General features: G+C 51.6%; 15 protein-coding genes. 5 read left to right on the top strand and 10 right to left on the bottom strand.

Annotated elements, in window-relative coordinates:
- Positions 1-5: 5 nt before the first annotated feature.
- The gene (locus C2U43_RS01225) at positions 6-1,961 is read left to right on the top strand and encodes a glycoside hydrolase family 127 protein (RefSeq protein ID WP_103284582.1); all 1,956 of its coding nucleotides are present in this window, start codon (positions 6-8) and stop codon (positions 1,959-1,961) included.
- Positions 1,962-2,048: 87 nt separating this feature from the next.
- Here the strand turns inward: C2U43_RS01225 and C2U43_RS01220 are convergent, their stop codons facing one another.
- Entirely contained in the window at positions 2,049-2,789 is a 741-nt protein-coding gene (locus tag C2U43_RS01220) for a MipA/OmpV family protein (protein ID WP_032945338.1), read from the bottom strand.
- A gap of 121 nt (positions 2,790-2,910) precedes the next feature.
- On the opposite strand from C2U43_RS01220, the gene C2U43_RS01215 reads away from it, so the two are divergent.
- Positions 2,911-3,861: a LysR family transcriptional regulator gene (locus C2U43_RS01215; protein ID WP_103284581.1), complete on the top strand. Its 951-nt coding sequence runs from the start codon at positions 2,911-2,913 to the stop codon at positions 3,859-3,861.
- A 16-nt stretch (positions 3,862-3,877) separates the two neighbouring features.
- Here the strand turns inward: C2U43_RS01215 and C2U43_RS01210 are convergent, their stop codons facing one another.
- The 9 genes from C2U43_RS01210 to C2U43_RS01170 form a co-directional block, all read right to left on the bottom strand.
- Entirely contained in the window at positions 3,878-5,014 is a 1,137-nt protein-coding gene (locus C2U43_RS01210) for an HlyD family secretion protein (RefSeq protein ID WP_003827345.1), read from the bottom strand.
- Positions 5,015-5,019: 5 nt separating this feature from the next.
- Positions 5,020-5,343 (bottom strand): DUF3302 domain-containing protein, encoded by a 324-nt coding sequence (locus C2U43_RS01205; protein WP_003024200.1) that lies wholly within the window; start codon positions 5,341-5,343, stop codon positions 5,020-5,022.
- Between the two features lie 250 nt (positions 5,344-5,593).
- Positions 5,594-7,105, bottom strand: coding sequence for an aldehyde dehydrogenase AldB (aldB, locus tag C2U43_RS01200; RefSeq protein WP_103284580.1), 1,512 nt, complete (start codon positions 7,103-7,105; stop codon positions 5,594-5,596).
- A 118-nt stretch (positions 7,106-7,223) separates the two neighbouring features.
- Positions 7,224-8,375, bottom strand: coding sequence for an L-threonine dehydrogenase (gene yiaY, locus C2U43_RS01195; RefSeq protein WP_008786450.1), 1,152 nt, complete (start codon positions 8,373-8,375; stop codon positions 7,224-7,226).
- Positions 8,376-8,563: 188 nt separating this feature from the next.
- Positions 8,564-10,408: a selenocysteine-specific translation elongation factor gene (selB, locus tag C2U43_RS01190; protein WP_103284579.1), complete on the bottom strand. Its 1,845-nt coding sequence runs from the start codon at positions 10,406-10,408 to the stop codon at positions 8,564-8,566.
- Positions 10,405-11,796: an L-seryl-tRNA(Sec) selenium transferase gene (gene selA, locus C2U43_RS01185; protein ID WP_008786452.1), complete on the bottom strand. Its 1,392-nt coding sequence runs from the start codon at positions 11,794-11,796 to the stop codon at positions 10,405-10,407. Before selA ends, selB begins: the two co-directional genes overlap by 4 nt.
- A gap of 98 nt (positions 11,797-11,894) precedes the next feature.
- On the bottom strand, positions 11,895-12,503 hold the full coding sequence (locus tag C2U43_RS01180; protein ID WP_008786453.1) for a glutathione S-transferase: 609 nt from the start codon (positions 12,501-12,503) through the stop codon (positions 11,895-11,897).
- 97 nt (positions 12,504-12,600) lie between these two features.
- Positions 12,601-13,737 (bottom strand): HlyD family secretion protein, encoded by a 1,137-nt coding sequence (locus C2U43_RS01175; RefSeq protein WP_003827339.1) that lies wholly within the window; start codon positions 13,735-13,737, stop codon positions 12,601-12,603.
- A gap of 2 nt (positions 13,738-13,739) precedes the next feature.
- The gene (locus C2U43_RS01170) at positions 13,740-14,102 is read right to left on the bottom strand and encodes a DUF3302 domain-containing protein (protein WP_003827338.1); all 363 of its coding nucleotides are present in this window, start codon (positions 14,100-14,102) and stop codon (positions 13,740-13,742) included.
- 531 nt (positions 14,103-14,633) lie between these two features.
- Between C2U43_RS01170 and mtlA the strand changes: the two genes are divergently transcribed.
- The 3 genes from mtlA to mtlR all read left to right on the top strand — a co-directional run bounded on the left by mtlA (position 14,634) and on the right by mtlR (position 18,421).
- Positions 14,634-16,547 carry a PTS mannitol transporter subunit IICBA gene (gene mtlA / locus C2U43_RS01165; RefSeq protein ID WP_008786455.1) on the top strand — a complete coding sequence of 638 codons (1,914 nt, stop codon included), beginning with the start codon at positions 14,634-14,636 and terminating at the stop codon, positions 16,545-16,547.
- 138 nt (positions 16,548-16,685) lie between these two features.
- Positions 16,686-17,834: a mannitol-1-phosphate 5-dehydrogenase gene (gene mtlD, locus C2U43_RS01160; RefSeq protein ID WP_100271768.1), complete on the top strand. Its 1,149-nt coding sequence runs from the start codon at positions 16,686-16,688 to the stop codon at positions 17,832-17,834.
- Complete coding sequence (gene mtlR / locus C2U43_RS01155) at positions 17,834-18,421, top strand: mannitol operon repressor MtlR (protein WP_003024179.1); 588 nt, start codon at positions 17,834-17,836, stop codon at positions 18,419-18,421. The genes mtlD and mtlR overlap by 1 nt, the downstream gene beginning before the upstream one ends.
- Positions 18,422-18,432 lie beyond the last annotated feature (11 nt).

The raw sequence follows: 18,432 nt of genomic DNA, 5'->3' as shown, positions 1-18,432 counted from the left end.
ACGAAATGAACGTACTGGAAGTCGACCTGCATAAGCTCACCGTCAGCGATCCGTTCCTCGGACAATACCAACAGTTGGTCCGTGATGTAGTGATCCCCTACCAGTGGGATGCGCTGAATGACCGCATTGCAGAGGCGGAACCAAGTCATGCGATAGAGAACTTTCGTATCGCCGCAGGACTGCAGGATGGCGAATTTTACGGCATGGTTTTTCAGGATAGCGACGTAGCGAAATGGCTGGAGGCAGTCGCCTGGTCCCTGTGCCAGAAACCTGATGCGGAACTTGAGAAAACCGCAGATGAGGTCATCGAGTTGGTGGCCGCTGCGCAGTGTGAAGACGGCTATCTCAATACATACTTTACAGTGAAAGCCCCGGATGAACGCTGGACTAACCTCGCCGAGTGTCATGAGTTGTACTGTGCAGGTCATTTGATCGAAGCAGGCGTCGCGTTCTTTCAGGCGACGGGAAAACGTCGTCTTTTAGATGTAGTGTGCCGTCTGGCAGACCACATCGATAACGTTTTCGGGCTTGGTGATAATCAACTGCGCGGCTATCCGGGACACCCGGAAATTGAGCTGGCGTTAATGCGCTTATACGAAGTGACCCAGCAACCACGCTATATGGCGCTGGTAAATTACTTTGTGGAACAGCGCGGCGCGCAACCCCATTTCTATGACGAAGAGTACGAAAAGCGCGGCCAAACCTCTTACTGGCATACTTACGGCCCGGCATGGATGGTGAAGGATAAACCCTATAGCCAGGCTCATCAGCCCATTTCAGAACAGCAAACGGCGATCGGTCATGCAGTACGTTTTGTTTATCTGATGACCGGCGTGGCGCATCTGGCACGCTTGAGTCAGGACGAAGGCAAACGTCAGGATTGCCTGCGTCTGTGGAAAAACATGGCCCAGCGTCAGTTGTACATTACCGGCGGGATCGGTTCACAAAGCAGCGGCGAGGCGTTTAGCAGCGATTACGATCTGCCTAACGACTCCGTGTATGCGGAAAGCTGCGCCTCAATCGGTCTAATGATGTTCGCCCGCAGAATGCTGGAGATGGAGGCAGACAGCCAGTATGCCGACGTGATGGAGCGCGCCCTGTATAACACTGTATTGGGCGGGATGGCGCTCGATGGCAAGCACTTCTTCTATGTGAACCCGTTGGAAGTACATCCTAAATCATTAAAATTCAATCATATTTATGATCACGTGAAACCCGTTCGTCAGCGCTGGTTTGGCTGCGCCTGTTGCCCGCCGAATATCGCCCGCGTACTCACCTCTATTGGTCATTACATCTACACACCACGTCAGGACGCGCTATATATCAATATGTACGTGGGCAATAGCATGGAAGTCCCGGTGGCTGATGGCTCGCTCAAGCTGCGCATTAGCGGGGATTATCCATGGCATGAGCAGGTGAAAATCGCCATCGAATCACCGCAGTCGATATATCACACCCTGGCCCTGCGCCTGCCAGACTGGTGCACCGCGCCACAGGTTTTACTGAATGGTCAGCCAGTTGAGCAGGATATTCGTAAAGGCTATTTGCACATCAGCCGAACCTGGCAGGAAGGCGATACGCTCAGTCTGACCCTGCCAATGCCGGTGCGTCGGGTGTACGGAAATCCATTAGTGCGTCATGTCGCCGGTAAGGTCGCCATTCAGCGTGGACCGCTGGTGTATTGCCTGGAGCAGGCCGACAACGGTGAGGAATTGCATAACCTGTGGTTGCCAAAAGAGAGTGAGTTCAGAGTATTCGAGGGTAAGGGATTGTTCAGCCATAAAATGTTAATTCAGGCTGAAGGCGTGAAGCAAAGTAATGCCGATGCAGCACAACAATCGTTGTGGCACTACGATGTTTCCCCAGCTTCGCGCCAGGCGCATACATTGACGTTTATTCCGTGGTTTAGCTGGGCGAACCGTGGTGAAGGCGAAATGCGTATCTGGATAAACGAGCAGTAATAATAAGGCGGATGGCGGCGGTTAGCCCCCATCCGTCAATGTCTCATGAAAAGATTGCCCTCCTCCCTGAGGACAAACGGGTGAGAATCAGAAACGCCAGGTCAGACCGGACATAAAGGTGAAGCTGTCATCACGATCAACCATCGGACTATTTTTAATGTCATCCGGCAGTGCGCTATAGTTGGCGCTTGCCAGCAGCGTCAGGTTAGTGGTTAATGCGTATTTAGCGGACAGGCCAACATACGGTGTCCAGCTATCGCCTGGGGAATAGCTTGATAAACCACTACGACGGGACTCATTACCCGAAATGCCGTAGTAGTATTCATTGAATTTTTCGTCATAGTAGAGCACGCCAATTGATGGCGTCAGCGTCAGCTTGCCCATCGGCATTGGACGGAACAGTGAAACTTCCCCTACCCAGCCATTACTGTTGTCCAGCACATCCGCAGCGGCGGAGACTTTCACGCTACCCCATCTTTCATGGTGATACCACGCGGCACCCGCCATTGCAGTTGCGTCACGCTTATCCAGCGTTTTCATCGCGTGATCGTCATTGTCGCCGGGATCAAACTCCAGCGGCATATAAGAGGCAGTAATACTAAATTCATTACTTTCACTCTTAGACAAAATATAACCTAGCGTTGTTTGCCTAAAATAAAATGATTCACTTTCATAACTGACAAGCGGTACTGCGTGAACATTATCATTATACCCGCGATAAGGTGATTCATTATATACAGCGCCAGCGCCAATAGAAAATTCTGCGGCAGTTGCACTCGCCATAAAAGAAAAGGCGAGCAGCGCCACAATATTGTGTTTAATTAACATGCCAACATTCCATTTTAAAATAAGCTACAAAGCGGGTGCATAATAATGCTTACAATTTCATCGGTGCAAGGTTCATATTTATATAGTAATATATATAAAATTATATATATTGGGCTTGGCGATGAATAAATTACAACTTAAACACCGGGAACTGAAGATTATTTCGGTAATTGCTGCCAGTGAAAATATCAGCCATGCCGCTACTGTTCTCGGCATTGCTCAGGCCAATGTAAGTAAGTATCTTGCTGATTTTGAATCAAAAGTTGGGCTAAAGGTATTTGACCGCACCACCCGACAACTGACCCTCACGCCGTTTGGTATAGCGTTACTTCCTTACATCAATGACATGTTAGACAGAAATGATCAGTTAAATAATTTCATTGCTGATTATAAGCACGAGAAACGTGGCAAAGTAACGGTATATGCACCAACCGGAATTATTGCTTACTTATCGCAACATGTTATTGCAAAAATTATGGATATTGGCGATATCAGTCTGGTGCTAAAAACCTATAACCTGGATCGCAAAGCATTTTATGAAGGCGTCGACTTTCCTGACGATTGTGATATTTTACTTTCCTATGCTCATCCTAAAGATGAATCACTGGTCGCCAGTTTTATCACTAAATATGCGGTTATTGCTTTTGCCAGTCGGGAATATCTCACCAAGAATCCTATTAGTAGTCCTGATGAATTAGTTAACCATTCCTGCATTCTAATTGATTCTATGATGATTGATGATGCCAACATTTGGCGATTCAATTCTGCTGAAGACAAAAAGATGCGTGACTATCGTGTGACGGGAAATTACATCTGCGACAATACACAATCCGCACTGGCGCTGGCACGTAATCATTTGGGGATTGTTTTTGCGCCAAATGAAAGTGTGCAAAGAGATTGTCGTTCCGAGATGCTGGTCCCGTGTTTCTCGGAGCAACATGAATGGTGGCTGGATTTAGTGGCGATTTTCCGCAAGCGTGAATACCAGCCCTGGCGAGTGCAGTATATTCTCGATGCAATGCTCGCGGAGATACGTCAGCAGCTTGCTCAGGCGATACGACAGCCTGAGTAAGCGAAATAGCCTGCGCTTAGTGGTCGAGATACAGGTAATGCACCCAACTGGTCATCCGCAGCAACACCTTGCGCATGACCGACACATGTTCGAAATGGTCAGAGTAAACGGCAACCTGGGCGTAAATCCCATCAGGTAATGCGTTCACATCCGCATTGTCGTTCAGCTCAATCGTGGCGATTACCCCTTCTGAACCGGGCGTAGAGTTTAATGATTGCAGTGCCCCGTTCGACTGGTATGTACCACCCGGTACTGCCGGACTAATGGCGGCCAGTTTACCGCTAAACACCTTACCCGGCAGGGCATTAAACACCACTTCCGCTTCATCGCCTGGTTCCAGTCGCAACAACGAGTTTTGACGGAACTGGGCGATAATTTGTCGTTTCTGATCCGGGATGAATACCATGACCGGACGCATCGGCAGCGCGGCGGCATAGGTTCCTGGGCGCATCAGCACCTGAGTGACGTAACCATCACTGGGCGCGCGAACCACGGTCTGGTCCAGGTTGAACTCTGCTTCCGCTAGCTGTGCTTTCAGGCTGGCAATTTGCGAATTCTCACCCAGTACCAGGCTGTCCAACTGGCTCTGAATTTGCTGTTGTTCTGCAACGGAGGATTTCACCGAAGCTTCCTGCGCCAGGTAGTTTTGGCGCGCCGCGTCGATATCGCGTTCAGAAAAAGGATTCACCTTCGCCTGACTCCCCTGCGCATAGCGCTGGTAATCTTTTGCCAGTTTGTCACGCGTGGCCTTTGCCCGCTGCGTGTTGGCTTTCATTTCGTCTAACTGCGCAACCAGAGCCTGCTCTTTATGCTGTGCGGTAACAATATCTGCCTTCAGGCGATCGACCCGCGCCTGATAACGCCCTGGATTAAGCTTAAACAGAACCTCGCCTTTTTTGATTAGCGTATTCTTCTTATCCGTCACTTCTGTCACTACACCCGTTACCTGCGGCACCACGGGAATAGAAATTACCGCTTTTTGTGCCTTAAATGTATACGGATGGTTATAATTCATCAGTAATATAAGTCCGCAAACAATGAATATACCGCCTAATGCCGCGGTAGGAACTGTCCATTTATTTACAGGAATTTTAAAAATTTTAAATATTGACCATGCACACGCCACATAGGTCAGAACAATCAGTAAATCCATCGATATTACTCCGCCGGAGAGGTCTTGGCCTCACCCAGTTTCTTTTCCAGATCCGCAACCCTTGCCTGAAGCTGGATCAGGGAAGAATCCGCGCTCTGCATGCCCCACCCGCGTTCCGGGCGATAAAGCGTTGCCCAGATCCATAAAAAGGGCCAAATAACATGTAAGGTAAACAAACTAACCCAACCCGCTACATGTATTGCGTCGGCATGAGGATGGTTACGTTTCTTTGCAATTAGATAGGGAATATCATGCAGAATAATAATCCCGTAAAAAATGACCAGGAATACAAAAATAAGCACTCCTAATGCAAAATAATTAAGGAACATATTTGCCTCAGGGATTTAAATTAAGAAATTCGGATGCAATTTGATTTAAACAATAGAGTTGATAATAGTATTGGAATGACCAGATTGGATGCAATTATCTTATTTATATAACGATATATGGGTTTATATATACCCGTCGTCTTTCGAGCTGCTTCTTTGTTGGCTGCGTTCGTTCACCCCAGCCACTTACCTGAGGACATAACTTGATGCCCGGTACGCTAAACGCGACCGGGCAGTAGGTGACGTGAAATTAAAACAGCCCCAGTGGTTTATCAGAGTAGCTCACTAACAGGCATTTGGTTTGCTGATAATGCTCAAGCATCATCTTATGCGTCTCGCGCCCGATACCCGACTGCTTGTAGCCGCCGAACGCCGCATGTGCCGGGTAAGCATGGTAACAGTTGGTCCAAACTCGCCCCGCCTGAATCCCACGTCCCATTTTGTACGCCAGATTTCCGTTACGACTCCAGACGCCAGCGCCAAGCCCATATTGGGTGTCATTAGCGATTTCCAGTGCCTCTTCCATGGTTTTAAACGTCGTGACAGCCAGCACCGGCCCGAAGATCTCCTCCTGGAAAACCCGCATGTTGTTCTTACCAAACAGAATGGTCGGTTCGAGGTAGTACCCCTCTTTTAACTCGCCATCCAGCTGCTTGCGCCGCCCGCCGGTGAGAACATCTGCCCCTTCTTTTTTACCAATGTCGATGTAATTCAGAATGGTTTCCAGTTGACCATGCGACACCTGCGCGCCCATTTGCGTCACGCTGTCTAACGGGTTGCCGCTACGGATACTTTCCACCCGACGAATGGCTCTTTCCATAAAACGTTCGTAAATGGATTCTTGTACCAGCGCACGACTCGGACAGGTACATACTTCGCCCTGGTTGAAGGCAAACAATGCAAAACCTTCCAGCGCTTTGTCAAAGAACGCATCTTCTTCATCCATCACGTCCGCGAAGAAGATATTGGGGGATTTCCCGCCCAGCTCCAGCGTGACAGGGATAATGTTCTGCGTGGCGTACTGCATGATCTGCTGCCCAACTTCCGTTGAGCCGGTAAACGCCACTTTTGCAATGCGTTTTGACGTCGCCAGATACTCACCGATTTCCCCTCCCGCGCCGTTTACCACGTTCACCACGCCTGGCGGGAGCAGATCGCCGACAACTTCCATCAGCAACAACACGGACAGCGGCGTCAGGCGCGCAGGTTTAAGCACGACACAGTTACCGGCAGCCAGGGCGGGCGCCATCTTCCAACTGGCCATCAACAGCGGGAAGTTCCACGGGATAATTTGCCCCACCACGCCAAGAGGTTCATGGAAGTGATACGCCACGGTATCGCTATCAACTTCGCTTATTCCCCCTTCCTGTGCACGAATACAGGACGCGAAATAGCGGAAATGGTCAATCGCCAGCGGCACATCTGCCGCGCTGGTTTCACGGATGGGTTTACCGTTATCCCAGGTTTCAGCCGTCGCCAGCAGCTCCAGATTTTGCTCCATACGATCGGCAATTTTGAACAAAATCGCCGCCCTGTCCTGCACGGAAGTCTGCGCCCATTTGTCTTTTGCTTTGTGCGCGGCATCCAGTGCCAAATCGATGTCCTTTTTGCCGGAAGAGGCCACTTCGCACAGTAATTGCCCGGTTACCGGCGTCAGGTTTTGGTAATACTCACCGTCCACCGGTGCGACCCAGCCACCGCCGATAAAGTTATCGTATCGGGCTTTTAACTTCAGAGGGTAACCATACTCGCCGGGATAAATACGCGTTGAAGGGGGTTATTGGTCATGACCGTCTCCTTGCTGTAGGGGTACTACAAGGGTAGACGGGACTGGCGAATTATTCGCCAGCCTTTTACTGCTTTACGACAGGTATCACGAATTACATGGCAGCACGATAAATCGCCATGATTTCTTCATGTGTCGCCTGAATCGGGTTAGTGAAACCACAGGCATCTTTCAGGGCATTAGTCGCCAGAACGGCAAAATCTTCTTCTTTCACGTTCAGCTCACGCAGCCCAGCCGGAATATTCACTTTCTGCGCCAGTTCGCGGATCGCCGCGATGCAGGCTTCTGCCCCTTGCTCTTCGCTCAGACCAGCAACGTTCACACCCATTGCCGAGGCGCAATCGCGCAGGCGGGCGGCAGCAACTTTGCTATTAAATACCTGTACATGCGGCAGCAGTACGGCATTACATACTCCGTGTGGCAGATCGTAGAAGCCACCCAGCTGGTGCGCCATCGCATGCACGTAGCCAAGGGAGGCATTGTTAAAGGCCATACCTGCGAGGAACTGCGCATAGGCCATGGCTTCGCGCGCCTGAGCATTGCCGCCCTCTTCCACGGCGACCGGCAGGTTTTCCGCAATCATGGTGACAGCTTTAAGCGCGCACGCATCGGTAATGGGGGTCGCAGCAATAGAAACATAGGCTTCGATAGCGTGAGTCAGCGCATCCATACCGGTAGCCGCCGTCAGAGACTTCGGCATACCGACCATCAGCGAGGAGTCATTGACGGACAGCAGCGGTGTAACATGCTTATCCACAATCGCCATTTTAATGTGGCGTACTTCATCAGTGATGATGCAGAAGCGGGTCATTTCAGATGCCGTACCCGCCGTGGTGTTGATGGCGATCATCGGCAGCTGCGGTTTTGCAGAGCGGTCTACACCTTCGTAGTCACGAATATCGCCACCATTAGCCGCCACCAGCGCAATGCCCTTCGCACAATCGTGTGGAGAGCCGCCGCCGAGAGAAATAACGCTATCACAGTCATTTTCTTTCAGCATTTTCAGGCCAGCGGCAACGTTACTGGTCGTGGGGTTAGGATGCGTACCATCGTAAATTACGCTGGAAATATCATGTTCCTGTAGCGCTTTTTGAATATCGCCAGCCATACCTAATTTCGTCAGCATGGCATCCGTAACAATCAGCGTACGGCGAAAACCATATTCCGCCATTGTATTCATTGCGTCTTTTAATGCGTCAGCGCCGATTACATTCACGGAAGGAATAAAAAATGTTGAAGCAGCCATTGTACGATCCTTAATTACTCTAAAGAGGTAGGAAGCATACGAGTGAAATTTCCAACAAAATATGATCGTGGTTGTTATTTTAATAACACTTACAATTAAAAAGCACATTAGGTTCATAATCTAATGTGCTTATTTCAATCAACATCTATTTTGTATTAATTCATTTAATCCATGAATTAATTGTTTCATTATTTTTCAGGGAACAGCAAGGCATCGCGTAATAAATGATCATTTCCCCGACGGCGAGTAAAACCAATGCGGTCAAAATATTCCAGAATTTGGATAGCCAATTTGCGCCCAACGTTAAGCCTGTCGCGAAAATCGGCGGCACATGTCGATCCCCTTTCCTGATCCAGTTCGCGGATCATATTGGCAAAGGCCACAATCCGATCGTTACGGTAATAACGATCTTTCACGATCGCGGTAATGATGCCTTGCTGTGCCGCTTGTCGTAACGCCACACGCATCATCTGTTCATCTGTTCCCGTCTGTTTTGCCAAATCGCGCACCCACCACGGCTCATCGCCAAAAAGTGGTTCTACCTTTTGCCAGATTGCCAACTGCTCATCGCTGAAACCCGCCTTATGTTCCGGCAAATGCAACCAGCCATGATGGCTATGAATAGCGCCACTCTCGCGCATCTTTTCAATTAGCAGCAATACCAGCGCTTCGTCTTCCATCGGCAAAGCCATACGGCGCAGGCGCTCGCGCCCGGGTCCTGGTTCATCACGGTGCTGCTCATGGTAGGTCGCCAGCGTATCGAGAACTTTCCGTTGCCAGCGCGCGGCAACGGGGGCATTCAACAGGCTGTATCCCGCCTGAATAAATCCATGTTGCTCAATCAACGGACGCATACCGTTGCCATTGAGCTGACGCGCCCAGGCAAAGTCAGGAATATTCACCGCCCCACGCGCCAGGTGCAGCGCCAGAGCGTCACCGTCAGTCTGCGCGTTTTCCAGCGCCGACAGCCACTGCAAATATTCCGGCTTACGCTTTCCGCGTCGCGGCGGATTAAGCGTCACAACACGTGCACCTGCCAGCGTTGTCCGGGCAGAAATATCACGCAGCACCAGACGGTCGTTATCAGCAAGCCAGAGTGGTGTATCAAACACCAGTTCCGCCAGCGTTCCTTCAAGCAGCGAGATGCGCCCGGTGACATGGCTGGCCGCGTGGTGAATATGCAACGGTTGCCACTGCATCAGCGGCGCGGCATGTTCTAAAGAAACAATCACGCGGGTAAAAGCCTCTGGCGGCGCATCAGAAAGCAGCCAGTCGCCGCGGTTTAGTTCTTCTTTTTGCGCATCACCGGCAATATTCAGCGCAATACGTTGTCCCGCTTGCGCGCGGTCGGTGGCCTGATTTTGTGCATGCAGGCTACGTACGCGCATCGGTTTGTTGACGCCCGTGAGCCACAGCGTGTCACCGACATTCACTTCACCGCTGAGCGCCGTCCCGGTTACCACCAGTCCTGCGCCTTTGACCGTAAAGGCGCGGTCAATCGCCAGGCGGAAGCTGTGATCGCGGGCATGCTCGCGCGACGTTAATTGCAACAAATGGTCACGCAGTTCCTCGATGCCACGGCCTTCACTGGCCGCAGTGACGAAAAGCACCGACTCCGCGAAACCATAATTCCCCAGCGTGGCCTGAATCTCCGCACGCACCTCTTCAATTCTTGCTTCGTCTACGCGGTCGGCTTTCGTGAGTGCCACGGTGATCTGCGGATTGCCCGTCAGCTGCAGAATTTGCAAATGCTCACGGGTTTGCGCCATTACGCCATCATCACACGCCACCACCAGTAACGCGTGATCGATGCCGCCGACCCCCGCCAACATGTTGGACAGAAACTTTTCGTGTCCAGGAACGTCGATAAACCCCAGCACCCGCCCATCCGGCTGCGGCCAGTAGGCATAGCCGAGATCGATGGTCATGCCGCGCTTTTTTTCTTCCGGCAGACGGTCGGCATTCACACCGGTAATCGCCTGTAATAACGTTGTTTTTCCGTGGTCAACGTGTCCGGCGGTTGCAATAATCATTTCAGCATCATCTCCATAAACCGGGTCTCGTCTTCAAGGCAGCGCAGATCCAGCCATAAGCGGCCATCATAAATTCGCCCAATAACCGGCACGGGCAGCGTACGCCAACGGGCTGCCAACGCTTCAAGGCGGCTCCCGCGCCCGTCATGTGGGGTAAAGGTTAGCGCCGCGCTGGGCAGCCTATCAACAGGTAGTGAGCCGCTGCCAATCTGCGACAGGCAAGGCATCACATTCAGGGCGAACTCATCACCGTAATGCTCTGCAAGCTGTGCCTGTAATTGCTGTGCCTGCGCGTGGATCGCTTCTTGTGAGCGGGTGAGCTGGCGCAATGTGGGCAACTTCTCCGCCAGTGCTTCCGGGTGCAGATAGAGCCGTAGCGTCGCTTCCAGCGCAGCCAGTGTCATTTTATCTGCCCGTAATGCGCGTTTCAGCGGATGGCTCTGCAAACGAGCGATCATCTCTTTTTTACCGACAATTATCCCAGCCTGCGGCCCGCCCAGCAGTTTATCGCCGGAGAAACTCACCAGACTGACGCCAGCGGCAATCAGTTGCTGCGGCATCGGCTCCTGCGGCAAACCATACTGGCTGAGATCGACCAGCGAACCACTGCCCAGATCCGCCACCACCGGTACATCCAGTTCCTGCCCAATTACGGCCAGCTCCGCCTCATCCACCGACTTTGTGAAGCCTTCAATGCTGTAATTACTGGTATGCACTTTCATCAGCAGACCGGTGTTTTCATTCACTGCCTGGCGGTAATCTTTCGCATGGGTCCGGTTGGTGGTCCCCACCTCGCGTAGAATGCATCCGGCCTGACACATGACGTCCGGAATACGAAACGCGCCGCCGATTTCCACCAGCTCGCCGCGAGAAACAACCACCTCTTTGCCGTTCGCCGTGGCGGCCAGCATCAGCAGAACAGCTGCCGCATTGTTATTGACGATACAGGCGTCTTCCGCCCCCGTCAGACGGCAGAGTAAATCCGCCAGGGCCCGATCCCGATGTCCCCGCCCGGCATCATCCAGACTATATTCCAGCGTCACCGGCGTGCGCATCGCCTGTACCACCGCTTCAATTGCTTCTTCAGCCTGCGACGCGCGCCCAAGGTTGGTATGCAGCACCGTTCCGGTCAGGTTAATCACCGGGCGTAGCGCGCTTTGCGATTCTCGTTCCAGCCGGGCGCTGGCTTCTTGTGCCCAGTCCTCACACCATGCCGGGAGCGCGTGCGTGTCGCGAATAGCTTCTCTGGCTTCGTCGAGCATGTGACGCAGCAGGTCAACCACCCGGGTATGGCCGTGAGATTCACGTAGGGCTGGGAAGGCGCTATCGCGCAATAAACGATCGATAGCAGGAAGCTGGCTGTAGAGTGAACGCATGTCGGTTGTCATGAAAGGGCCTGGCTGTTGGTGGCCCTCTCCACCGTGGAGAGGGATATCGATATAGGAAGGATTGTACCGTGACTTTGCTCAGGCGGACATAATACGCATCAAGCCTTTGGCGGTTCCGTGCGGGCAAAACTCTCGCGTTGAAAGAGCGTTTCCACCAGTTTGACCAGACGGGGGCGATCAACACACCAACCGGGCGCAACCCGACGGAAATTGAGATAACCGACGGCGCAGGCAATCGCAATGGTTGCCAGGTTAACCGTATCCGTTTTCAGCGTACCATCCGCCAGATAGCCTTCCAGCACATCCAGACTACGGGTGATCTTCTCACGCTGACGTAACAATTCAGTTTCTGACTGCTGCGCGGCAGGGCGAGCCTGTTCGCGCACCGAAACTAAACCGGCATCCATAATGCCGTCTGCCAACGCTTCCAACTGGCGTACCTTCAGCGCAGCCAGCGGATCACGCGGCAGCATGGCTGGTGCAATATCCAGTAGCTCTATATATTCCGCAATGATAGGAGAATCAAACCAATACTCGCCCGCATCGGTGACCAACGCGGGTACTTTACCTAACGGGTTATAGCGCGCCACGCCGCTATCCGCGTTATAGGGGAGTTCATTCACAAATTCGAAGGTGATGCCCTTTTCCAGTAACAGAATAGAAATTTTACGCACAAAAGGGCTGGTATAGCTGCCAATGAGTTTCATGCCGGGTCCTTTTTGCCAACAAAAAAGCGGTGCCCAACGATAGTGGGACACCGCTTAGTATGGCTCAGGTCACTGAAAATGGCAGGTGATGGCAGTCTCAATGATCCAAATAAAGGTAATGCATCCAACTGGTCATGCGCAGCAGTACTTTACGCATTACCGACACGTGGGCGAAATGGTCGGAATAGACTGCAACCTGAGCATAGATACCGTCCGGCAGCGCATCCACATCGGCATTCGGATCCAGCTCAATCGTAGCCAGCACGCCATCGGTACCCGGCACCACCGTTAAGGACTGTAATGCGCCCTGAGCCTGATAAGAACCGCCCGGAACGACCGGAAGAATACTGGTCAGCTTGCCGGTGAAAACCTGTCCAGGCAGCGCATTAAACACCACTTCCGCTTCATCGCCCGGCTTAAGGCGCAGCAGCGAGTTCTGGCGGAATTGCGCCACGATTTGCCGTTTTTGTTCAGGAATAAACACCATTACCGGACGCAAAGGTAATGCTGCTGCGTAAGTCCCCGGACGAATTAAAATCTGCGTGGCATAACCGTTGCTGGGGGCACGAACTACCGTCTGTTCAAGATTGTATTTAGCCTCGGCAAGCTGGGCACGTAGGGACGCAACCTGAGATTGCTCACCGTTGACCATACTGTCTAATTGGCTCTGTATCTGCGTCTGTTCTGCAACAGAGCCTTTGACCAGCGCATCCTGTGCCAGATAGTTTTGCCGGGCGTTATCGATATCGCTTTCAGAGAACGGGTTAACCTTCGCCTGACTGCCTTTCAAATAGCGTTGATAATCTTTATACAGACGGTCACGTTCAGCAGATACACGGGTGGTATTGGCGACCGCTTCCGACAACTGTGCTTTTAGGTTGTCGATGTTGTGCGTAGCGGTAACCAGATCAGCCTGCAGCCTGTCGACACGCGCCTGATACCGTACCGGATCGAGCTTAAACAGCACATCGCCTTTTTTAATTAGCTGATTATTTTTATCCGTTACCTCACTAACAATTCCTGTGACTTGCGGAGTGACCGGAATTGAAATAACCGCTTTTTGCGCCGTAAAGGTATATGGGTGGTTATAGTTCATTAATAAAATCAATCCCGCAACAATGAACACCCCACCTAATGCAGCGGTAGCAAGCGTCCATTGGTTTACCGGAATACGGAATATTTTAAAGATGGCCCAGGCAAAGGCCACATAGGTCAGGACTATCAACAAATCCATGATTAAATCTCCGGAAAGGTGGAGTTATCGGTTTTTTTCTCCCCATCCAGTCTTTTTTCCAACTGGGTGATTCGCGCTGCCAGCGCGGCAATCTCAGGGTCTGACTCCTTTCCGGTCGGTGTGATATGTGACTGCATTCCCCATCCCTTTTCAGGCTGGTAGAGCGTGGCCCAGATCCACAGGAACGGCCAAATAACATGAAGAGTGAACAAGCTCACCCATCCTGCAGTATGGATGGCATCGGCATGGGGATGGTTACGTTTTTTAGCCATGTTATAGGGAATATCGTGAATGGCGATGATTCCGTAAAACAGAACCAGAAAAACGAAGATCAGCACGCCCAACGCGAAATAATTTAGAAACATACCTGCCTCGAATTCACGCTAATTAGAGTTTTTTTATGCCGGCAGCCGTATGCACCCTGGCTGATGTTTTGAACATAACTGGAGTTAAGGGTTTTTGCCATACCACAAAATAAATATTTTTTCTGGTGAGAAGTTGCTTTGTTTTGCAATAAAAAATGTCGGGGGTAGAACCTGCCGCAGATCACATCTGAAAAATTTCAGATGAAAATACTTTGCGATTCACATCACAAAAATCCAACAAACAAGGAAAGCAAAAATGTGAACCACTTCACATTTAATCCTCATTTTCAGCGAATTATTGCACTGCGATGTTTTTTTGTACGGGTATTTTGTGATTAAAATCACATTAACTAACGCCATACACCCTATATTTACGTGACGAATGTCACATAAAAGGCCGTCGACTGGACAGTTGAACGATTCAGTGCCAGATTTCGCAGTATCTACAGGGTCCGGCTACCTCCTGCCGCTACATTAACAAACCTCGGGCTTTCAGCCTGCGTGATAGCAAACATAAGAAGGGGTGTTTTTATGTCATCCGATATTAAGATCAAGGTGCAAAGCTTTGGTCGATTCCTCAGCAACATGGTGATGCCAAATATCGGCGCGTTTATCGCGTGGGGTATTATCACCGCATTATTCATTCCGACAGGGTGGTTGCCGAACGAAACGCTGGCGAAGCTGGTCGGCCCGATGATCACCTATCTGCTGCCGCTACTGATCGGTTATACCGGTGGTAAACTGGTTGGCGGCGAGCGTGGCGGCGTAGTTGGTGCAATCACCACCATGGGCGTTATCGTCGGTGCGGACATGCCAATGTTCCTCGGCGCGATGATTGCAGGTCCACTGGGCGGCTGGGCGATCAAACACTTCGACAACTGGGTAGACGGTAAGATCAAATCCGGTTTTGAGATGCTGGTGAATAACTTCTCCGCTGGCATCATCGGTATGATCCTCGCCATTCTGGCATTCCTTGGCATTGGTCCATTGGTTGAAGCACTGTCCAAAATTCTGGCGGCAGGCGTTAACTTCATGGTTGTCCATGACATGCTGCCGCTGGCATCGATTTTCGTTGAACCGGCGAAAATCTTGTTCCTCAACAACGCCATTAACCACGGTATTTTCTCACCGCTGGGTATTCAGCAGTCCCATGAGATGGGTAAATCCATCTTCTTCCTGATTGAAGCTAACCCGGGTCCGGGTATGGGCGTCCTGCTGGCGTACATGTTCTTCGGTCGCGGCAGCGCTAAGCAGTCTGCAGGCGGCGCGGCTATCATCCACTTCCTGGGTGGTATCCACGAAATTTACTTCCCGTACGTGCTGATGAACCCGCGCCTGATCCTGGCCGTTATTCTCGGCGGTATGACTGGCGTATTTACCCTGACTATCCTGAACGGCGGTCTGGTTTCTCCGGCGTCTCCGGGTTCTATCCTGGCCGTGCTGGCAATGACACCGAAGGGAGCTTACTTCGCTAACATCGCTGCTATCTGTGCGGCTATGGCAGTCTCCTTTGTGGTCTCAGCCATTCTGCTGAAAACCAGCAAAGTGAAAGAAGATGATGACATTGATGCCGCAACCCGTCGTATGCACGACATGAAAGCGGAATCCAAAGGCGCATCCCCGCTGGCGGCTGGCGACGTCACCAACGACCTGAGCCATGTGCGTAAAATCATCGTTGCCTGCGATGCCGGTATGGGTTCCAGCGCCATGGGTGCGGGCGTACTACGTAAGAAAGTGCAGGATGCAGGGCTGTCTCAGATTTCCGTCACTAACAGCGCGATTAATAATCTGCCGCCGGATGTGGATCTGGTCATTACCCACCGTGACCTGACCGAACGCGCGATGCGCCAGGTGCCTCAGGCACAGCACATTTCGCTGACCAACTTCCTCGACAGCGGTCTGTACTCCAACCTGACCGAACGTCTGGTCGCTGCGCAGCGCCACAACGTGAACGAGGAGAAAGTTCGCGACCACCTGAAAGACAGCTTTGAAGAGGGTGATACCCACCTGTTCAAACTGGGTGCGGAGAACATCTTCCTTGGCCGTAAAGCGGCTAACAAAGAAGAAGCGATTCGCTTTGCTGGTGAGCAACTGGTGAAAGGTGGTTACGTTGAGCCAGAATACGTCGAGGCGATGCTGGACCGCGAAAAACTGACCCCGACTTACCTGGGTGAGTCCATCGCAGTACCGCACGGTACGGTTGAAGCCAAAGACCGCGTGCTGAAAACCGGTGTGGTGTTCTGCCAGTACCCGGAAGGCGTTCGCTTCGGTGAAGAAGAAGATGATATTGCCCGTCTGGTTATTGGTATCGCAGCGCGTAACAACGAGCACATCCAGGTGATTACCAGCCTGACCAACGCTCTGGATGATGAATCCGTGATTGAACGTCTGGCCCATACCACCAGCGTGGATGAAGTTCTGGAACTGCTGGCAGGTCGTAAGTAAGCGTTATTGCCCGGTGGCGCTCACGCTTACCGGGCCTACAAAATCCTCTCCCTTGTGGAGAGGGTTAGGTTGAGGGGAAATCAATGCAGTCCCTCACCCCAGCCCTCTTGGGTAAAAACATTAATGAAGGTTAATACTATGAAAGCATTACATTTTGGCGCAGGTAATATCGGTCGTGGCTTTATCGGCAAACTGCTGGCGGACGCGGGGATACAGCTGACGTTCGCGGATGTAAATCAGGTCGTGCTCGATGCCCTGAATGCCCGTCATAGCTATCAGGTTCATGTCGTGGGTGAAAATGAGCAGGTTGATACCGTCTCCGGCGTCAACGCTGTAAGCAGCATCGGCGATGATGTTGTTGAACTGATTGCCCACGTAGATTTAGTCACTACCGCCGTCGGTCCGGTTGTACTTGAGCGTATCGCTCCAGCCATCGCCAAAGGACTGGTTAAACGCAAGGCGCAGGGCATCGCTACTCCACTAAATATCATCGCTTGTGAAAACATGGTGCGCGGAACGACCCAGTTGAAAGGCCATGTAATGAACGCGTTAGCAGATGAAGATAAAGCCTGGGTTGAAGAACATGTTGGCTTTGTCGATTCTGCCGTGGACCGCATTGTTCCGCCTTCAGCTTCAGCAACCAACGATCCGCTGGAAGTTACCGTGGAAACCTTCAGTGAGTGGATTGTCGACAAAACACAGTTCAAAGGTGAACTGCCAGATATCCCAGGAATGGAATTAACTGATAACCTGATGGCATTTGTCGAACGTAAACTCTTCACGCTGAACACCGGGCATGCTATAACCGCGTACCTCGGAAAATTGACCGGTCATCAGACCATCCGTGACGCGATTCTCGACGAGAAAATCCGCGCAGTGGTAAAAGGTGCGATGGAAGAGAGCGGCGCGGTACTGATCAAACGCTATGGCTTTGATGCAGCAAAACATGCGGCATACATTCAGAAAATCCTCGGTCGTTTTGAAAACCCGTATCTGAAAGATGACGTTGAGCGCGTGGGTCGTCAGCCGCTGCGTAAGCTGAGCGCAGGCGACCGCCTGATTAAACCGCTGCTGGGTACGCTGGAATATGGTTTGCCGCATGCGAATCTGGTTACCGGTATTGCGGCAGCGATGCACTATCGCAGCGAAGAAGATCCGCAGGCACAGGAACTGGCCGCGCTGATTGACGAAAAAGGCCCACAGGCCGCGCTGGCGCAAGTTTCCGGGCTGGATGCCAATAGTGATGTCGTGCTTGAGGCTGTTAACGCGTATAACGCAAAGAAATGATGCAGGACCTGGCGCAGGATATCCTGCGCCTGAATAATAGATTGTCAGATATGCAGGCAATAATGGAACAAACGCAGGCCTTTGAAAATCGTGTGCTTGAGCGTCTGAATGCTGGCAAAACCGTACGCAGCTTCCTCATCACCGCCGTAGAACTGCTCACCGAGGCGGTGAATATCCTTGTGCTTCAGGTATTTCGCAAAGACGACTATGCGGTGAAATACGCCGTAGAACCGCTGCTCGACGGCGATGGTCCGTTGGGCGATCTTTCCGTTCGTCTGAAGTTAATCTACGGCCTGGGCGTACTCAGTCGCCCGGAGTACGAAGATGCTGAGCTGCTGATGGCGCTGCGGGAGGAGCTGAATCACGACGGCAACGAATACGCATTCACCGACGACGAAATTCTTGGACCGTTTGGTGAACTTCACTGCGTGACGGCACTCCCGCCGCCACCCCAGTTTGATACCTCAGACTCTGGTTTGCATGCCATGCAGATCCAGCGTTACCAGCAGATGGTACGATCCACCATGGTCCTTTCCCTGACCGAGCTGATTTCTAAAATCAGCTTAAAAAAAGCCTTTCAAAAATAAGACGATGTTTG

This window comes from Citrobacter freundii complex sp. CFNIH9 (assembly GCF_002903305.1).
GTDB lineage: Bacteria > Pseudomonadota > Gammaproteobacteria > Enterobacterales > Enterobacteriaceae > Citrobacter > Citrobacter portucalensis.
This window is presented reverse-complemented; position numbering and strand designations above follow the sequence as displayed.